11 protein-coding genes, 1 pseudogene and 1 CRISPR repeat array (1 of these 13 cut by a window edge) are annotated in these 17659 nt (G+C 53.4%); of the genes and pseudogenes, 3 read left to right on the top strand and 9 right to left on the bottom strand.

Annotated elements, in window-relative coordinates:
* Positions 1-613: direct repeats of the CRISPR family, unit length 32 nt; unit sequence ATTTCAATCCACGCTCCCACATAAGGAGCGAC; it reaches 1482 nt to the left of the window's first position.
* A gap of 327 nt (positions 614-940) precedes the next feature.
* Complete coding sequence (locus PRIO_RS06915) at positions 941-2920, bottom strand: GTP-binding protein (RefSeq protein ID WP_046501621.1); 1980 nt, start codon at positions 2918-2920, stop codon at positions 941-943.
* A 320-nt stretch (positions 2921-3240) separates the two neighbouring features.
* On the opposite strand from PRIO_RS06915, the pseudogene PRIO_RS36605 reads away from it, so the two are divergent.
* Positions 3241-3529: pseudogene (locus PRIO_RS36605) on the top strand (SDR family oxidoreductase); the annotation flags it as partial.
* An 83-nt stretch (positions 3530-3612) separates the two neighbouring features.
* The gene (locus tag PRIO_RS06905; protein ID WP_020427482.1) at positions 3613-4605 is read left to right on the top strand and encodes an S-layer homology domain-containing protein; all 993 of its coding nucleotides are present in this window, start codon (positions 3613-3615) and stop codon (positions 4603-4605) included.
* A 431-nt stretch (positions 4606-5036) separates the two neighbouring features.
* On the opposite strand, the gene PRIO_RS06900 is transcribed toward PRIO_RS06905, so the two are convergent.
* Positions 5037-5846 carry a hypothetical protein gene (locus PRIO_RS06900; RefSeq protein WP_046501615.1) on the bottom strand — a complete coding sequence of 270 codons (810 nt, stop codon included), beginning with the start codon at positions 5844-5846 and terminating at the stop codon, positions 5037-5039.
* Between the two features lie 224 nt (positions 5847-6070).
* Between PRIO_RS06900 and PRIO_RS06895 the strand changes: the two genes are divergently transcribed.
* Entirely contained in the window at positions 6071-7096 is a 1026-nt protein-coding gene (locus PRIO_RS06895) for a CdaR family transcriptional regulator (RefSeq protein WP_020427479.1), read from the top strand.
* A 60-nt stretch (positions 7097-7156) separates the two neighbouring features.
* Here the strand turns inward: PRIO_RS06895 and PRIO_RS06890 are convergent, their stop codons facing one another.
* The 7 genes from PRIO_RS06890 to PRIO_RS06855 form a co-directional block, all read right to left on the bottom strand.
* Positions 7157-8305: a glycerate kinase family protein gene (locus tag PRIO_RS06890; RefSeq protein WP_039787092.1), complete on the bottom strand. Its 1149-nt coding sequence runs from the start codon at positions 8303-8305 to the stop codon at positions 7157-7159.
* Between the two features lie 35 nt (positions 8306-8340).
* Positions 8341-9636, bottom strand: coding sequence for a GntP family permease (locus tag PRIO_RS06885; protein ID WP_020427477.1), 1296 nt, complete (start codon positions 9634-9636; stop codon positions 8341-8343).
* A 204-nt stretch (positions 9637-9840) separates the two neighbouring features.
* Positions 9841-10713 (bottom strand): GNAT family N-acetyltransferase, encoded by an 873-nt coding sequence (locus PRIO_RS06880; RefSeq protein ID WP_020427476.1) that lies wholly within the window; start codon positions 10711-10713, stop codon positions 9841-9843.
* A gap of 1047 nt (positions 10714-11760) precedes the next feature.
* Positions 11761-13944, bottom strand: coding sequence for a Tex family protein (locus PRIO_RS06875; protein ID WP_197545441.1), 2184 nt, complete (start codon positions 13942-13944; stop codon positions 11761-11763).
* A 135-nt stretch (positions 13945-14079) separates the two neighbouring features.
* Positions 14080-15306 carry an MFS transporter gene (locus tag PRIO_RS06870; protein ID WP_020427474.1) on the bottom strand — a complete coding sequence of 409 codons (1227 nt, stop codon included), beginning with the start codon at positions 15304-15306 and terminating at the stop codon, positions 14080-14082.
* 620 nt (positions 15307-15926) lie between these two features.
* Complete coding sequence (locus PRIO_RS06860) at positions 15927-16535, bottom strand: TetR/AcrR family transcriptional regulator (protein WP_020427617.1); 609 nt, start codon at positions 16533-16535, stop codon at positions 15927-15929.
* Positions 16536-16778: 243 nt separating this feature from the next.
* A complete protein-coding gene (locus tag PRIO_RS06855) occupies positions 16779-17339 on the bottom strand; it encodes a hypothetical protein (protein ID WP_020427618.1) in 561 nt (186 codons plus the stop codon).
* Positions 17340-17659 lie beyond the last annotated feature (320 nt).

Below are 17659 nucleotides of genomic sequence, written 5' to 3'. Positions count from 1 at the left end.
CACATAAGGAGCGACCAGAGCCTGCGGACGGCTTCCTGTGCAGCTTCAAATATTTCAATCCACGCTCCCACATAAGGAGCGACCTACATGGTGATTTCTTGGACTGGTACAACGCCCGATTTCAATCCACGCTCCCACATAAGGAGCGACGCATAGTCTTGCGCGGCTTGTAGCAGTGATTAGGATTTCAATCCACGCTCCCACATAAGGAGCGACCTTGGACATTTGTTTCACGACTTCCGGCAGTTTCGATTTCAATCCACGCTCCCACATAAGGAGCGACCCACCCAACCCCACTGCTGTTCGTCCGCCAATTGATTTCAATCCACGCTCCCACATAAGGAGCGACATTTTTGGCCCGGAAGCAAGGATAAACAGAGCATATTTCAATCCACGCTCCCACATAAGGAGCGACGAAAATATGATGTAGTCATAATGGATAAGGCCCTATTTCAATCCACGCTCCCACATAAGGAGCGACGGCGTTCTGTAGCTCGGCTGCTCTCTTGTGCCTTATTTCAATCCACGCTCCCACATAAGGAGCGACTTCTCTACAACTCTTCCATCTTTAAAAACCAAAAATTTCAATCCACGCTCCCACATAAGGAGCGACTGCGATTTCTCACTTAAAAACAGCACAAATCCATTTTTAACATTCTTAAATCCACTTTATTACGCTAAATACAAAGCGTCAGTGATGTTTATTCCAACTTTTATATACAAATAATGTAATAATCCAGGTGCGAAGGACCCGGGGATTTCATGTGCGCTTTACATTCGCACCACAAATTTAATCCCAACATCCAATCTATCTGCTGTTTATCCAATCTATCTTAAAAAAAGTTCCTCTCAACACTCTCATGCTGGTACACAATTCATTCTATGCCATTCTGCCACATGCAAACAATATCTCTTCCTACTAATTCTCTTTCCACTCTGCCTACCCCTGCAGCGCCTTCCGCACGCTCAGGATATACCTCGCCTGATCGAGCGGGTTCACGCCCCGGCGGGTGCGCTCGGCCCGGACATCCGGAGGGCATTCCTCGTAGCCGGCAAAAAAGGAAGTGAACGTGCTGCGCCCCTTCGTGTAGGAGCTTAAGCTCACGGGGTAATCGAGTGACGTTGCCAGCGGCAGCCGGCCCTCGATGATCATCCGTTCGCCTTGCAGGACGGGCGGCTCGAAGGTGCCGCGCATCTGTACGAGATCGTTCATGACGCGGCCGCCGTTCTCTTCGGGTACAACAATGCGGACCTGGAGAATCGGCTCCAGCAGCTTGGTGCCGACCCGGTTCAGCCCGTCCATGATGGCCATCGGTGTAGCCACCGCAAAATCCAGCGGATGCGTATGCCACACATGATGCTGCCCCTCGGTTAGCGTGACCTTAAGGTCGGTTACCTCCCAGCCGTATAGACCCTGCATTAACGCCTCCGGCACGCGGCGGGCGGTTTCGTTCTGATATTGCGGCAGCAGATCGGAACTGCGGACCAGTGATTCATAGCGAAGTCCGCTGCCCGGCGGTCCCGGTTCAATCCGGAACCGCAGAATCGCCCAGCACGGCTTGGGCATCAGGTAGGCGACATAACCTTCGCCCGCGCGGCTTGGCGTCTCCCGATAGATCACCGACGGCTGGCCGAAGGTAACCTTCAGTCCGTACCGGCTCTCCAGCACACTGTCCAGAATTTCCAGCTGAATCGGACCCATGACCTTGATGTGCAGCTCCCGCTCATCCTGAAGCCACTGGGTATCAAGCAGCGGATCTTCATCGGCCAGCTCCTGGAAGGCTCCGATGACCTTATGCTCATCCACAGCCGCATCCCAATGCACCCGCACGGTGAGCAGCGGCACAGCCAGCTTCGCTTCCTGCGGAACCGCGTCCGGCACGCCCAGCACATCGCCGATTTTTACCCCGGACAATCCGTAGACTACGGCGATATCTCCGGCCTCCAGCGTCCCGACATCCTCCGTGCGTCCGCCTTCCACCTTGCGGATTTGTGTGACCTTGCCTTGAACATCCTGCGTATAATTCATCACCGTATCCCGGTTGCGGACCATTCCCTGATAGAGGCGGACGTAGGCCATGCGGCCCATGGTTTTGTCACGCTGAATGCTGTACACGATGCCGGACACCGGCAGTTGCGGATTCCCGCCGGCACGGGGAAAATAATCGGTCATCGCGTCCAGCAGCTGCGTAATGCCAAGGCCTTTGGCGGCCACGCCGTAGACAAGCGGGAACCATCGGCCAGCGGCTGCTCCAGCCTTCAACTGTTCCTTCCAGGCTGTCAGATCAAGCGGAGTGTCCGACATATATGTCTCCAAAAGCGCCTCGTCCCGTTCCGCCAGGGCTTCCAAAAGCTCTATCCGCGCCGCAGGGTCCGCAGCTTCTGCCCATAGATCTACAGCACCAGCATATTCCTGTTCTTGTCCCAGCGCCTGCTGGACCGGCAGGATATCACCGGACAGATACGTTCTTGCCTGAACCAGCACAGCTTCGGGGTCTGCGCCGGTCCGGTCCATTTTGTTCAGAAAAACCAGTGTCGGAATCCCCAGCTTGCGCAGCGCGTTCCAGATCATCTCGCTCTGGGCCTGCACACCTTCGACCGCCGACAAAATAAGCACCGCACAGTCCATCACCCGCAAGCTCCGCTCCACCTCGGACAGGAAATCGACATGGCCCGGTGTATCGACCAGATTCACCTGCACGCCCCGCCACTCGAACGATGCCAAGGCCGCACGCACGGAAATCCCCCGCTGGCGCTCCACCTCCATGGAGTCGGTCAACGCCGTTCCGCTGTCTACACTGTCCACCGCCTTAATGCGGCCGCTTTCATAGAGAATATGCTCCGTAGTTGTTGTCTTCCCCGCATCAACATGGGCAAAAATCCCCACGTTAATCCGTTCCATCCCCTGCTGCTGAACCATCTATGTTCTCCTGTCATGAACTGATTTTATAATCAAAGCGCTACCATTCCTAAGTGTACAGCGAAAAGGCGCCGCTGTTCAATCCTCACCGCATACTCTTACCGCGTACTCTCACCACATCAAAAGGCTGGTTCATCCGGGGGGCACAGGGTATTTAGTTACTGAAGAAAGAATCCCAATAGTCACCGGGGGAGCATCAGGGGTCAGCAAGGCCACGGCTTTACGTTTTGCCCAGCATTGGGTTGTAGCATATAAACTTGATCTTTCCCTTGTGAATCTCGCACAAACTACACAGGAGATTGAGTCCATCGTATGAAGAAAAACGGCGGTTACTTAAGCTGGCGCAATACACCATTCGCATAAATGCCGTGTGCCCCGGTTCTATTGACACTAATATTGGATAAAATACGTATAAAAGCAAAGAACTAGAGGAAGTACGAATTACGAATCCCCTTAGAATTTCCGGACGGCAATCATCCGCTGGAGCAGGCTCCCGGCAAACCGGAGCAAGCCGCCAACCTGGTGCTTTTCCTGGCTTCGGATGAGTTGTTTCTTTTTACTGGCACGGAGATTTTTGTGGACGGTGTGGAGTCGCTGCTGCGGGGATAATTCCTCTGCATTGCATTTTTTTGGAGTGGACCTGCAACCTTTCTACGCTTTCCGCCATCTAAGAGGATAAGAGGTGAGGCACAATGAATAAATATTCTTTCCAGATGAGCGCAAAAAAAATAACTATTGCGTGCGGCATTCTGGCGGCAAGCGTATCTTTTGGAGCATCGGCTTTTGCATTTTCCGACATCAAGGGAGATCCCGCTGAGTCGAAAATCAACGCACTGCATAACAAGGGAGTCGTTAATGGAGTGACTACGGACAGATTTGCGCCAAAATCAAAGGTTACCTTTGCCCAAGGCATCCAGTTTATTGTGAACGGCCTGCAGTTGTCCCCGAAGGCATCGGGCGGTGGTAGTACAGTTACGTCTAGTGTATATTTTGACAAAGTAAAGGATAAAGCGTGGTATGCATCCGCCTTCCTCATTGCGAAGCAAAACGGTCTGACCCTGGATAAGTCGGTTGATCCGAACGCTGCGATGACACGTATCCAGTTCGCCCATTTGCTGACTCAGGCTTTGCAGAGCAAGGGGAACTTCCCGGTAACGCTGATGTACGCCGATATCTCGGATGGCAGCAAGCTGTCCAATGCTGAGATGAATAGCCTGCAGATTCTGGTGAACACCCATTTGGTGACATTGGAAAAAAATAATACTTTCCGTCCAAATGATGCGGTGACCCGTGCGGAAGCTGCCGTCTGGATCTATGACGCTGCTGAGTTTGCCCAAACGGTGATTACACCAGAGGTGACACCTCCGGATGAGGGAACCGCAGCTCCTGCTCAGCTGTATGAGGGTTCAATAACTCTGGAAAAAGCCGGCCAAGGCGTAAACAAAGTTACACTTACCGTCAATGATCTGCCGAACCCGGGGTATGGACTGGCTATTAACCGGATCGAATTCGGCAAAGACAAGACGGCGGTCATCTATTTCAGCGTAACCAAGCCCGACCCGGGCAAAATGTACCCGATGGTCATCACCAAGGGCACCGCAGTAACGTATCTGCCGGAAGGTTATACCGCAACTGCCAAGTCCCTAACCGCTGCTCCTTCATCGTCCGGTTCCAGTGTAAGGTAGGCTGGAATTGTAACTTGGAGGACTGGCCCGGGTTGCAGGCCCGGATGTACCTGCTTAGATAGGCCTAAATAGACCGTGCCCCCGGAGGCACGGTCTTTTTGGCGTAGATCAAACGAAAGGGAACATGCCGCAGGGACACTGACCGCCGGACGCTGAAGCATGGTTACGAAATCGGAAGGTTCCGGACTCCAGTGTGCTTATCTGCACCATGCAGCGACTTTCCGGAATATTCCGGTCGGACTCCGGTGCGCTTATTTGCCTAAAACCCCCGCAGACAGGGCCGTTTTAGGCAAAATAACGGATTCTCAGTCCGTCCCTGTGTTCAATCTTCGTTCCCCTTGGCATTTCCGGTATTTTTTCAATGTGTGGCTCATATAGAAAACGGACGCTGCCACCGGAATAAACCAGTGGTGCGTCCGTCTCTTTTCTATTTATGGCGTCCATTGATCGTGGACGATGCCTACGAGGGCGCGGTCCTCGCCCATTTTCTCGAAGACCAGGCGCAGGCTGCGCCAGTCCATGCCTTCATTGGCCGGATCTACACCGGCGATGTGATATTCTACGAAGTCGTAGCTGTCCTTGGGATAGACTTCGTTGATATTATTCAGGGTTGTTCCCTGCCCGAGCCCCTTATTCAGGGCCGTTTCAGCCTTATTCATGAAGTCGGCGTCATAGACAAACCGCTTGAAGTATTCCGCAAAGGTCAGCTTGATGGCCTCCCCCGAACCGGCGAATTTCCCCCATACGTACGGTTTAGAATCTTTCATCAGCCCCTCCAGTTGATCTCTGGTGAATACCAGATCAGTTGCCGTATCAACATGGGCGTAAGGTGAAAAACGGACACCTTTGTCGGGGTGCGCCCAGGATGCGAGGGTCTCCATATTGCCTCGGCTCAGGGCTCGCAGCACTGTGGTTGCCGCTTCCATAGCTGTAGGAGGCGTCCCTTCCTCCGGTGCGCCCGAAGCCTGCGGCACCTGGCTCTCTGCCGGTTCCGAAGAAGCCGGCGCTGCGCTTGCTGGCGCGCTTGGCACTGCACTCGCTGACGTGCTTGGCGCTGCGCTCGCTGATGCGCTTGGCGCTGCGCTCGCTGACGCGCTTGGCGCTGCGCTCGCTGACGCGCTTGGCGAAGGCGAACCCTGGGTCTGCTGCGGCTCCGCTTCAGACGCTGAATTGCAGGCCGCAAGGACCAGCAAAAGAGCGGCCAGGGCGGAATGCCCTAATATTTTTTTTACAGTAATCATTGAAAATCCCTCCTTATGCTGCTGTTTCTCTCTCTCTGTATTTAGACGTCCGCAGCTGGATTAATGTTGCAGATGGACCAGATTTACCCGAAACAGGCAAGTGCCCCTGACAACAGCATTAAAAACCGCTATACTTTTGTTCAGATGCACAACAACTTCAATGTAACGGATCAGCCGCAAGGCCCTAACTGTTATTTACCCATTTGACGAAGGAGGATGTGGATTTGTTCCAGCTTTCCGAGAATCAGGCCCAGGAGATCGTGGATAAAATGATGACGGACATCCCATACAATATTAATATCATGAACGCAGACGGGATTATTATCGGCAGCGGCCGAAGGGAACGGATCGGCACGGTGCATCAGGGAGCGGTCCAGGCGCTGTCCACCGGGAGAATGGTTGAGGTCTGGGAGGACAGCCGTTTTGAGAAAAAAGGCACCAATGAACCGATTGTAATCGGTCATACCCGCGTAGGAGTCATCGGCATCTCAGGGAATCCGGATGAGGTCCGCCCTTTTTGCAATATTGTCAGAACTACCGTATCCCTGTTAATTGAGCAGCGCAACAGCTTGGAGACTCTGGCCCATGAAGCGAATCGCAAAAAAGCCTTCCTTGAACTGCTGCTGAATCATCAGGGAGCCTATTCCCAAAAGCTGAGAAAAGAAGCAGCGCCGTATCAGATCGACCTGCTGCTGAAAACCGTGGTGCTGTACATCAAGCATTTCAATGCCGAAGCAGACCCGGACAAGCTGCTGCTGCGCTACCCTTCCTTTGCTATAGATGAAGAGACGCAGCTGCTTATTTTACAGGAGTCAGGCGATCCCGGACCACTGATCCGCGAGCTTTTGCGAGGCCAGCCCCAAGTGCTGATCGCCGCCGGCAAGCAGGAAGCGAGCATAGCCGAAAGCTACCGCCAGGCCAGATCCGCGATGAATATTCTGCTGGCGCTGAAGCCTGCTGCACAGGTCATCGCTTTTGAAAACGTGGAATTTCTGGTGAAGCTGAGCCACGCTTCCTTGGCCCCGCTGAACACCGCCGCCAAGCTGGAGGATGCCGTAGATATGATTGAGACGCTTCGAAGCTTCATTAACCATAATTGCAGCGTCTCCCATACCGCCGATGACTTGAATATCCACCGCAACACGCTGCAATACCGCCTGAAACGGATTCAGGCCCTGACCGGAAAAGATCCGCGCAATCTGCTCCAGTTGTTCGAGCTCACGCACGGTCTGCTGGCGCTCTACAAGTAGTGCTGCTTCACACGACAAGCGGCCCTGAAGAGAACACTCCAGGGCCGCTGTTTTTCTATGCTATTCGCTTAGCTTCAGAATTCTCGCAATATTCTCACAGGTCCGCTCGACGTTCTGCGGCCCCTCAGCCAGCAGCTTCTCCAGGCCGGAGGCCCCGGGAACAATGCCGAAGATTGCCGTGAAGCCTTCCTCATACAGGGCATCTATGCCCTCGCCGATGTAACCGGCGACAGCGATGACCTTTTGTCCGCCGGCTTTGGCTGCACGGGCGACACCGTAGGGAGTTTTCCCGAACTTCGTCTGAAAGTCAATGCCGCCTTCGCCTGTGAACACCACATCGGCGCCAGCCAGTTTTTCCTTCAGGCCGGTATATTCAATAACAATCTCAATTCCCTTCTGCAGCACAGCCTGGGTAAAGATCAGCAGCCCCGCACCTAACCCTCCGGCAGCACCTGCACCGGGCAGATCACGCACATCCTTGTGAAGCTGCTGCTTCACGACCGCCGCATAATGGGCAAGATTCGCATCAAGTTTTTGCACCATTTCCGGTGTAGCTCCCTTTTGCGGGCCAAATACCCGGGAAGCCCCCTGCTCCCCGCACAGCGGATTCGTCACATCGCAGGCAACAATCATTTGTACATGCTGGAGGCGTTCGTCCAGCGCAGAAATATCTATGCTTGCCAGTCTGTCCAGACTGCCGCCGCCCCGGGGAAGCTCCGCTCCCGACTCATCCAGGAACCGGGCCCCGAGCGCCTCGGCCATGCCGGCTCCCCCGTCATTCGTCGCGCTGCCGCCGATGCCGATGATGATTTTGCGGATGCCCCGGTCCAGGCACTCCCGGATCAACTCTCCGGTGCCGTAAGTGGTTGTGATCAAGGGGTTCCGGGTTTCCTTCGGCACCAGATGGATGCCGCTCGCGGAAGCCATCTCAATCGCCGCAGTCTGTCCGCCGCCAAGAATGCCGTATTTCGCCGTAACCTTTTGCCCGAGCGGTCCGTTCACCTCTTTATAATGAATTTCCCCGCCCGAAGCATCGACCAGGGACTGTACGGTTCCTTCCCCGCCGTCAGCCATCGGTACATGAATATAATGGGCAGCCGGATAGACCTTCCGCAGCCCCTTTTCCATGGCAATGCAGACTTCTTTGGCAGTCATGCTCTCTTTGAAGGAATCCGGCGCCAGTACGAATGTTTTTTCTTTTCCCTTCATATCCTCACCCCATACCATATATTAATGCCTGTACTCTATAACAAAAACCCGTAAATGACCGTCGCCGCAACCGCCATCGTCCCGCCAACCACCGCTTCATAGGGAATGAGCCCCATCCGCTGCTTAATCGACATTTTCATGCTGTCCGCTGTGACATGGAAGTAATTGCCCTGCGGCAGGGAGTCGATGACAGTGGCTCCGGTATGCACCATGACCGCTGCGGCCAGCGGCGCCGTGCCCATATTCAAAATCGCTTGTCCAAACGAACCCGTCGCCAATATAACGCCCGTCGAGGTAGAGCCGGTAGCGGCCGCCATCAGAATACCGGAGATCGGTGCCAGGAAAGTTCCCGAAATCCCCGCCGCCTGGATCAGGCTGACGATCTGCACGGACAAGTCGGAAGCGGCAATGAGTCCGGCAATCCCCCCGGCACCGATCAGAATCAGCACCGTTGCCGTCATTTTATTGAGGCCGGATGAAGTAAAGGCCAGAATTTTGTTTCCCTGGCCCATGGCCAGGAGGCCAATAATCCCGGCAACCGGCAGAATGTACAAGGCATCAACTTTAATTCGGGAAAGGGCATCGATGCCCGTGAGCGAACCGATCGGATTGATCATCAGCAGAATGACCGCAACAAGCGGTGCCACAATAGCCTTGCCGAGCGGCGGATATTTGGAGGTGTCAATTTCGTTGTACACTGCTTCCCCGTCCAGCACCCTGACACCTTTATTTTTCAAAAGAGAAGCTACGATAACGGTTACAATTAAGCCGCACACCGCTGGAATGAAGCCGGCCAGCATCACATGGCTCAGATCCAGGTCGAACCCCCGCGCGGCGGCAATCGTATTCGGATTGGGTGAGATAATGTTCCCTGCTTTTCCGCCGCCGGAGAGTGCGAGCAGCAGCGCCATTTTGGAGATTCCCATTTTATTGCCTACAGATAAAGCAATCGGTGCCACTATCAGTACGGCCACGGGGATAAATACCCCTACCGCTGTAATTATCATCGTAGCCAGCGCCAGCGCCAGAATGGCTTTGCTCCCGCCGAATTTCTTCACGATGGCCTGGGCAATCGTTTCGGCCGCTCCCGATTCCATCATCACCCCTGCCAATACACCGGCGGCAAGCACGCGCAGAACCGTACCCATGACACTTTGCGTACCGCTTACAAGTACACTCACCGTCTGCTCCAGATTGGCCCCGCCAATCAGCGCACCTGCGATAGCCCCCAGAAATAAGGAGTAAACCGGATTCAGCTTTCTCAGGATCAGAATAATCGCGAGCGCCAGTCCCGCAAGTGCCCCATACCAGCCTATTGTTAATCCTTCCATTGTACAGCCCCCTATAACTCTTGTTGAACACGCTTTCAGTATAAAGGCTGGCCTCATTAAATAATATTGATGTTCGGACGAAATGTATTGTGCAGTTGACCAAAGGAAAACCTCCCGATCGCTCAGCCACAGGCCGGGATTATCGGGAGGTTGCCTTCTGTTGTGTGGCCATCATAGGCTAAGCAGTGCCGCTTTTGCAGAGTTCTACAGCTCTATATAGTATCTGATTTCTTCGCTTTCAATGTGAAAACCAACCGATTGATACAGGGCCTGGGCGGAGTGGTTGTCGGTTCCTGTTATCAGTGAGGCGGTTTCAAGCCCGTGCCCCTGCAAATATTTCAGGGCTTCAGCCAGCAGGAAGCGGGCAATGCCGCGTCTTCTCCAGGCTTCCCTGACGAACACATCCTCGATAACGCCACCCGCATCCTCCTGCCAAACCATCACACTGGCGACCCTCGTCCCTGCTTCCCGGGCAATAATGGCGGTCCACAGCGGATGGGCACGATATTCAGCAAGCCGCTCCGCTCCAATCGGTGCATCCGGCCACACCTCTGATTCCAGTTTCATATACTGGTTCTGCTCTTCACGAGTCTCCATCCCCCAGTGTATCCAGTCCAGTCCTTCCGTAAGCGGCATTTCCACCACGGGCTGTGTCAAATCACGTTGCAGGCTATACAGACTATGTAAATACTGATAGCCCTGCTGCTCCTGAAAATAACGGTGATACCCCGTTTCGGTCGAATAATTCCCCACACACAATAATGTGCCGTGACCCTCCGGCAGCGTCTCCTTCACAGCAACGGCCCGCGCCAGCAGACGCTCATACACACCATTCAGCAGCTCCACATCCTCTTCCCTGCCCGGCACAACCTTCAAATTAATGAAAATCCTATGCTTATTCTCCGCCGTGCTTTCATTTGGAATAACGTTGAATACCCCAACCTGGCCTTTGGCAACCATCTGATTTCCTTCAAAAGCGCATAACACATTTTCATAATTCTCTTCTTCGCCCACCCACCAAAAAATCACAGGACCGCTTGCCGTCACCACCTGATAAAATTCACCCAGCGCTGCCATGTCCTCCTGCCTAAAATTCCGAATTACGGTTTCATTCAACAGCTTACCCACCCGTCTCATTTTTTTCCAAATCATAACATGGAGGCAAGAGGACAGAAAGATGAAAAATAGTTATAACTATTTAGTACAATACCCCGGCAAACTTCCCCTTTGAGCCCCGTGCATGCTGTAGTAGTTTCCGGGAGGACGCCTACGTTGTCCGTGGATTTCGCCGGAAAAAGGTTATTCTAACGGGTAGCGAGAGTAGCGCCTTCTCTGTCCGCGTTACTCTACATACGGTCCTGTCTTCTCCTATCCCCTTGCAACTGGTCATCTGAAGTTCCCAAGAGATTCGGATTTTTGGGGTTTTATATAATTTCCTGTTGAACAAAACACGGCTGTACCGTCGTTCACTGGACAATGCAGCCGTTTATGCTTTCAGTTTAGCGTCGCCTGGAGAACCCTTTATGAATCCTTCGGCATTCCAAGTGGAAAAAAGATAACTAATTTGCCCGTGCCTCCTATTCTCCGCAAGCTATTTTCCACTTAAATCCCACAATTGTTGATTTTGGGGAGAATTAAGTTCCCTTTTTCCAACTATATAAGTTGAACTTAAAGAATTCATAAAAGGGAAGAAGTGCGGAGGGGAAGTTTGGATACTTACAGAGCGGAGGCGTCCGCCTGAAAGCTTTCCGTAGGAAAGCTCGCTTCGGAAGCATAATCAGTCAACAGATTTCAACCGCTAAAGGCGGTTCAAACCAAGAAATTCTTAAGACAACAGCGGCTGGAAGTCCAAACATTTCCCGCAGTGACGACCATACCCCACAATGCAAAACTAAAGTTCAAGTTATATAGCACCGCTAGCTCTATTAGCACTATTAGCACTACTCAGCTACCTCTTCGTAAGCGCTATTTGTCGTTATGTTGGAAAATGGCGATCAACTTCGGCTGATTCCCAACTTTAGGCAAATCATATCTACAAAAAGGGGAATTATAATAATCATAATTTCCTAAATAACCAAAAAACCACCCGCCTCATCTTCCGGGGCAGGTGGTGGGATAATTTATTTATTTCGCGCCTCCGTTATTGTCGCGCGGCGGACGCATGGTCAGGCTGACCCGGCCTTTCTTGAGGTCGACGCCCATCACCCATACGGTGACATTGTCTCCCACGGAGACAACGTCCATCGGATGCTTCACGTAGCTGCCGCTAAGCTGGGAAATATGCACCAGCCCGTCGTTCTTGATGCCGATATCGACGAAGGCGCCGAAATCGATCACGTTGCGTACGGTTCCCTGCATTTCCATGCCGGGAACCAGATCTTCGATCTTCAGCACATCCGTGCGGAAGATCGGCGGCGGCAGCTCCTCGCGCGGATCACGGCCCGGACGCTGCAGGCTCTCCAGGATGTCGCGCAGCGTAGGCACGCCGACATCAAGCTTCACCGCCAGCTCGGCGGCATCCTGCGCCTGAAGCTGTTCGGCTACTTCCTTGCTGCCAAGCGAGGCCACATCCAGCCCCAGCTCGCGGAACAGCCGGTCCACCACCGGATAGGATTCCGGGTGGATAGGCGTACGGTCCAGCGTGTTGTCGCCGCCGGGAATACGCAGGAAGCCGATGCACTGCTCGTAGGATTTGGCGCCAAGGCGCGGCACCTTCTGCAGCTGCTTCCGGGTCGTGAACTTGCCGTTCTCCTCGCGGAACTTCACTATATTTTTGGCGATGGTCGAATTGACTCCCGCGACATAGGACAGCAGGGAGGCGGAGGCGGTATTCACATCGACACCGACATGGTTGACCGCCGACTCCACGACGCCTTTCAGACTTTCCTCCAGATGCTTCTGAGAGACGTCATGCTGGTACTGCCCGACACCGATCGCCTTCGGGTCGATCTTCACCAGCTCCGCGAGCGGGTCCTGCACGCGGCGGGCGATGGAGGCGGCGCTGCGCTCCGCCACATCAAGGTCGGGGAACTCCTCCTGCGCCAGCTTGGAGGCGGAATACACGCTGGCTCCGGCCTCATTGACAATGAGGTACGCCAGCCCCGGATCGCCGATCTCTGCGATCACCTCAGCGGTGAACTGCTCCGTCTCCCGTGAGCCGGTGCCGTTGCCGATGACAATGAGCTGGATGCCATATTTGGCAATCAGCTCTTTGAACTTCGCCGCCGCCTCCTTCTTCTTGTTGTTCGGCGGCGTCGGATAGGTGACCGCCACCTCCAGCAGCTTGCCGGTGTCGTCCACCACGGCCAGCTTGCAGCCGGTGCGGTAGGCCGGGTCGACGCCAAGCACGTTCCGCCCCTTCACCGGCGGCTGCAGCAGCAGGCTGCGCAGATTTCCGGAGAAGATGGCAATCGCTTGCGTTTCCCCCTTTTCCGTCATCTCCCCGCGCACCTCGCGCTCCACGGAAGGCGCGATCAGCCGTTTGTAGGCATCCTCGGTCACTGCTTCCAGCAGTTCTTTGACCGGGGAAGGCCCCTTCACGAGCTTCCGCAGGATAAAGGCATGAATCTTGTCGGCAGTCACTTCTATGCCGACCTTCAGCACATTCTCCCGTTCGCCGCGGTTGATGGCGAGGATGCGGTGCGGCGGCATTTTATGTACCGGTTCACGGTAATTGTAATAGTTCTCGTAGACACTCTCCTGCTCCGCGTCCTTGGCTTCCGAGACCAGTATGCCTTGACTCGCTGTGTACTGGCGGACCCAGGAGCGGACGGCAGGATCGTCGGCAATGTTCTCCGCGATGATGTCCATCGCACCCTGAAGAGCCAGCTCTGCGCTCTCTACGCCTTTGTCGGCATCTATATACTTTGCAGCCTCCTCAAGCGGCTGGCCTTGGCGGCGCTGCTCCATTACCCAGTCTGCCAACGGCTCCAGCCCCTTCTCCTTGGCGGCACTGGCGCGCGTCTTGCGCTTCTGGCGGAACGGGCGGTACAGATCCTCCACTTCCTGCAGCTTCACCGCCTTCAGAATCTGCTCCTGCAGCTCCTTTGTCAGCTTGCCCTGCTCTTCAATGCTGCGGAGCACATCCTTTTTCCGGTCCCCGAGATTGCGCAAATAGCTGAGCCGTTCTTCAATATCGCGCAGGACATTCTCGTCCAGCTCCCCGGTCATTTCCTTGCGGTACCGGGCGATAAAAGGAATCGTATTCCCCTCATCCAGCAGTCCTACCGTAGTCCGTACCTGCTTCACGCTGATGCCAAGCTCCTTGGCAATCGCCTGCGTGATCGTTTCCTGCTCCTGGCGGGCCAGCGCTTCTTCAGCCGCAGGACCCGCTTGATTCGTATCCACCGTCAATGAAATCCCTCTTTCCGTACACGGTCTGTGTTCATATGGTCTACCTAAAATAGTATCACAGATTAGCCCCGTGCCAAAATCCAGAGAATATCAATCGGCCTGTTTCGCCTGCAGATCCGGGCGGTTCATCCGCTTTCTTGAACCGAGCGACATGATAAAGCAGAGCATGAGCACAAGCGCAGCCACAGTATACGGAAGGTTGATATCGAGATCAAAGAGGACTCCGGCAACAATCGGTCCGGCAATATTCCCTAGACTTGTATACGCGGAATTCATGCCCATCACGAAGCCCTGCTGCGACTCCGACGCCATTTTGGAGAGCTGCGTGCCGACAGCGGGCCGCAAAATATCCATCGCAAGAAACACAATGAAGGTTACAGTGACAATGGCCCAGTAGCCATGGACAAATAGAGTCAGGAGGATGGACAGGCCTGAAACAAGCAGTGAAGCTGAAATGACTTTATTTTCCCCAAAACGATTCAAAATCCAGCTGAACGCCGTAACCTGAATCACCGCCCCCGAAATCGAACCAAAGGTGATCACAAAAGCGATATCTTTAGGCGTGAAGCCAAACTTATGATCGACAAACAATCCGAACACTGTCTCATAATTGGCAAGTCCAAAGGAGAGCACAAAGACAATCACCAGCCCGAAGAAATAAGGCTCCCGGTAGGAACGCACCAGTTGAGTAATAAGGCTGTCTTTACTATCTTTATTTTCCTGTGTAGACTTGGCTGCGCCCAGCTCTGCACTTGAACGTGACTCCGGCAGTACAAAAAGGGTCATCACGGCAACGAATGCCGCTGCCCCCGCAGCTGCGAAGAAGGGCACACGAATGCCAAGCTCAGCCAGATAGCCGCCCAGACCCGGTCCTATGATAAAACCGGTGGTAATCGCCGCATTAATCAGCCCCATGCCTTTGGCCCGTTCCTCCATAGAGGTCGTATCCGCCACATAGGCCATGACCGCAGGCATAATCATTGCCGCTCCGGCGCCTCCCAGCATTCGGGACGCAAACAGCAGCCAGCTTGACTCGGCAAGACCAAACAGCAGCTCCGACAGCGCAAATACAACCAGCCCGCCGACAATTATTTTTTTCCGGCCCATCCGGTCGGACAGCCCTCCGGCAAGAGGCGACAGGATCAGCTGGGTCAGCGAAAAGGCTGCCACCAGCAGTCCGACAATGCTGCCTCCGATCCCCAGCTCATTCATATAAGTGGGCATAATCGGAACAACCAGTCCGATCCCTGTAAACGCCAGAAATATATTCAGCATCAGGAGCAGCATCGCTCCCCGGTTTCTAAGTAACAATGTCATTTGAGTAACCCCCGTATTTCCAGAACCCAACTTCATATCCTTGGTGTTCCCTTAAGTAAAAAATATTAATAAAACAATAAGACCGACCATCCGGTCTATTTAAAGACAACAAGAAAATCACCCTGTGAGGTACCGTAGCACGCTCGCGGAGAAATCAAAGGTACTTTTACCTCTCATTCCGCACTGTAACCCACTTTTGGCGAAATCAAAGGTACTTTTACCTCTCATTCCGCACCGCAACCCACTTTTGGTGAATTCAAAGGCACTTTTACCTCTCATTCCGCACTGCAGCCCACTTTTAGCGAAATCAAAGGTACTTTTACCTCTTATTCCGCACTGCAACCCACTTTTGGCGAAATCAAAGGTACTTTTACCTCTTATTTCGCACTGCAACTCACTTTTGGTGAATTCAAAGGTACTTTTACCTCTCATTCGGCACTGTAACCCACTTTTGGCGAAATCAAGGGTACTTTTACCTCTTATCCCGCCATTCCTCCCGCTCACTGGAGGCCGAAGTTTTGCCTTGCTGATATTAAGAAACCTCCTGGCGGAGTTCTGCCGGCGATGTTGAAGAATTCCTCATTGGAGGCTTACATGAGCAGCGTATTAACCGGGATTGACTACCGGGCACGGATCCCCTGCAGCAGCAGCCCTATGGCTTCGCGGTAATATTGCATGATATCCTCCGGTGCCTTTGCTGCGGCCATGATCTCGCTGACTCTGGCGACTCCTTCCAGCAGGCCGCTCACAACGATGACGTAATTGTCCAGATCACCCTTGACCAGATATCCGCTGTCCATTCCCTCTTGCAGCAGATTGCGGCAGGCCTCCGAGGCGGATTCGTAGAGCTGCGCCAGACGCTGATGGACCTCATCGGAATGAGGACGGGCTCTGGCATATTCCTCCAGCGCCCGGATCAGGGGATTCTGAAAATCATTCGCATAATGCTCGCCCAGCGCATAGAAACGCTCTTCCAGGCCGCTGATGCTTCTGCTCTTCTCCGCCCACTGGGAAAGCCACTGCTCCGTATCGTCTTCGACCACATACAGGAACAGCTCATCCTTACTGGGAAAATGGTGATACAGGCTGCCTTTGCTGACCTTTGCCGCCGAGCAGACCTCATTCATCGTTACAGCTCCATATCCTTTTTGAACAAACAGCTGCGCAGCCTTCTGCACAATCCGTTTCTTGGTCTCTTCTCCGTCAGAACGTCCTTTAATCCTGATCACCCCTTCCTAAACCGACCGTCCGGTCTAATTGTAGCACAAAAGCTGTCCAAAGTGAATTTTGTCCACATGGGCTGGTGGATTCCACACCGGACTTCAAGCTGCCGAGCTTCCCATTCACGCTATTGGGCAAGCCAGTGCATGGGAGCAGATTGCATGGCCCGGGTATCCCCAGAAATCAAACAAAAGACCCGCATTAACGGCGGGCCAGTCCATTGAAACTATTAGCAAAGCTCCTTTATCCCTTCACTCCCCGCAATATCCGATCCATTCGGCGGGGCTGACCACCTCTTGCAGGTTTTGTTTGCTTGCCCTGCTTAATTTCAGGCCTTCGGAAGCGGGAATTAATGTGCCTGTTCTGCTGCTGTAGATTCTTCTGCAGACCTGGCATTTTTTCATGACCATTTGGGAGTTTTCTTCATAATAATAGAGAAGAGTCCCATGACAGCTGCGGCAGTGTTCCTCTGACACCCTGTTAAATATGAGCAACTGGCGGATCTGGCAGCAGCAATGAATATAGAAGCTTTCCACATTCCTTTTGGCCTGCCACAGCTTCTTCAGCTGTCTGAAACCCTGTTTGAACTCAGAATACATAGCCTTACTGATCACGACTTCTTCCGAGTATTCCAGCACAGCCTTGATCTCATCCGCGTACTTAAGATACAGCTTGCCCCCGTACCTGCCCACTTCATTATAGGAGGCCCGCAGCTCGGCAAGAATCCGGTTGGCATCGACCGGCTCTTTATTGGATATAAGCGTACTCTCCAATCGATGCAAGAAATCATCTATTGAATGATAAATGCTCATTTCAATCCCTCACCCATCGGCTAAATTCCGGACAACGAAACGGGAATCAAACCAAAAGGAAACGGGAACATTACCGCTCCCGTTTCACTTTTTGGATCTTAAGAAATATTACCTATATATAGAGAGTGAACTTAAGATATTTACATTAGGGACTTCGTCGGGACTCCGGAGAATGTTTGGACTTCCGGCCGCTGCCCATCTGCAGATTTCTTCAATTTGTACCGCTGTTCGCGGTGGAAATCCGCAGACTGCCTATGCTTTCGATGAGAGCTTTCCTACGGAAAGCTTTTAGGCGGACGCATTCGCTCCTCCAGTTCCAA

Origin of the sequence: Paenibacillus riograndensis SBR5 (assembly GCF_000981585.1) — a bacterium.
Taxonomy (GTDB): Bacteria; Bacillota; Bacilli; order Paenibacillales; family Paenibacillaceae; genus Paenibacillus_AQ; species Paenibacillus_AQ riograndensis.
This window is presented reverse-complemented; position numbering and strand designations above follow the sequence as displayed.

What these genes read in the sequence shown, in the direction of transcription:
- PRIO_RS06905 (WP_020427482.1), top strand. Translation starts at nt 3,613, where the DNA reads ATGAATAAATATTCTTTCCAGATGAGCGCAAAAAAAATAACTATTGCG.
- PRIO_RS06890 (WP_039787092.1), bottom strand. Translation starts at nt 8,305, where the DNA reads ATGAAGGGAAAAGAAAAAACATTCGTACTGGCGCCGGATTCCTTCAAA.
- PRIO_RS06900 (WP_046501615.1), bottom strand. Translation starts at nt 5,846, where the DNA reads ATGATTACTGTAAAAAAAATATTAGGGCATTCCGCCCTGGCCGCTCTT.
- PRIO_RS06915 (WP_046501621.1), bottom strand. Translation starts at nt 2,920, where the DNA reads ATGGTTCAGCAGCAGGGGATGGAACGGATTAACGTGGGGATTTTTGCC.
- PRIO_RS06880 (WP_020427476.1), bottom strand. Translation starts at nt 10,713, where the DNA reads ATGGCAGCGCTGGGTGAATTTTATCAGGTGGTGACGGCAAGCGGTCCT.
- PRIO_RS06885 (WP_020427477.1), bottom strand. Translation starts at nt 9,636, where the DNA reads ATGGAAGGATTAACAATAGGCTGGTATGGGGCACTTGCGGGACTGGCG.
- PRIO_RS06870 (WP_020427474.1), bottom strand. Translation starts at nt 15,306, where the DNA reads ATGACATTGTTACTTAGAAACCGGGGAGCGATGCTGCTCCTGATGCTG.
- PRIO_RS06855 (WP_020427618.1), bottom strand. Translation starts at nt 17,339, where the DNA reads ATGAGCATTTATCATTCAATAGATGATTTCTTGCATCGATTGGAGAGT.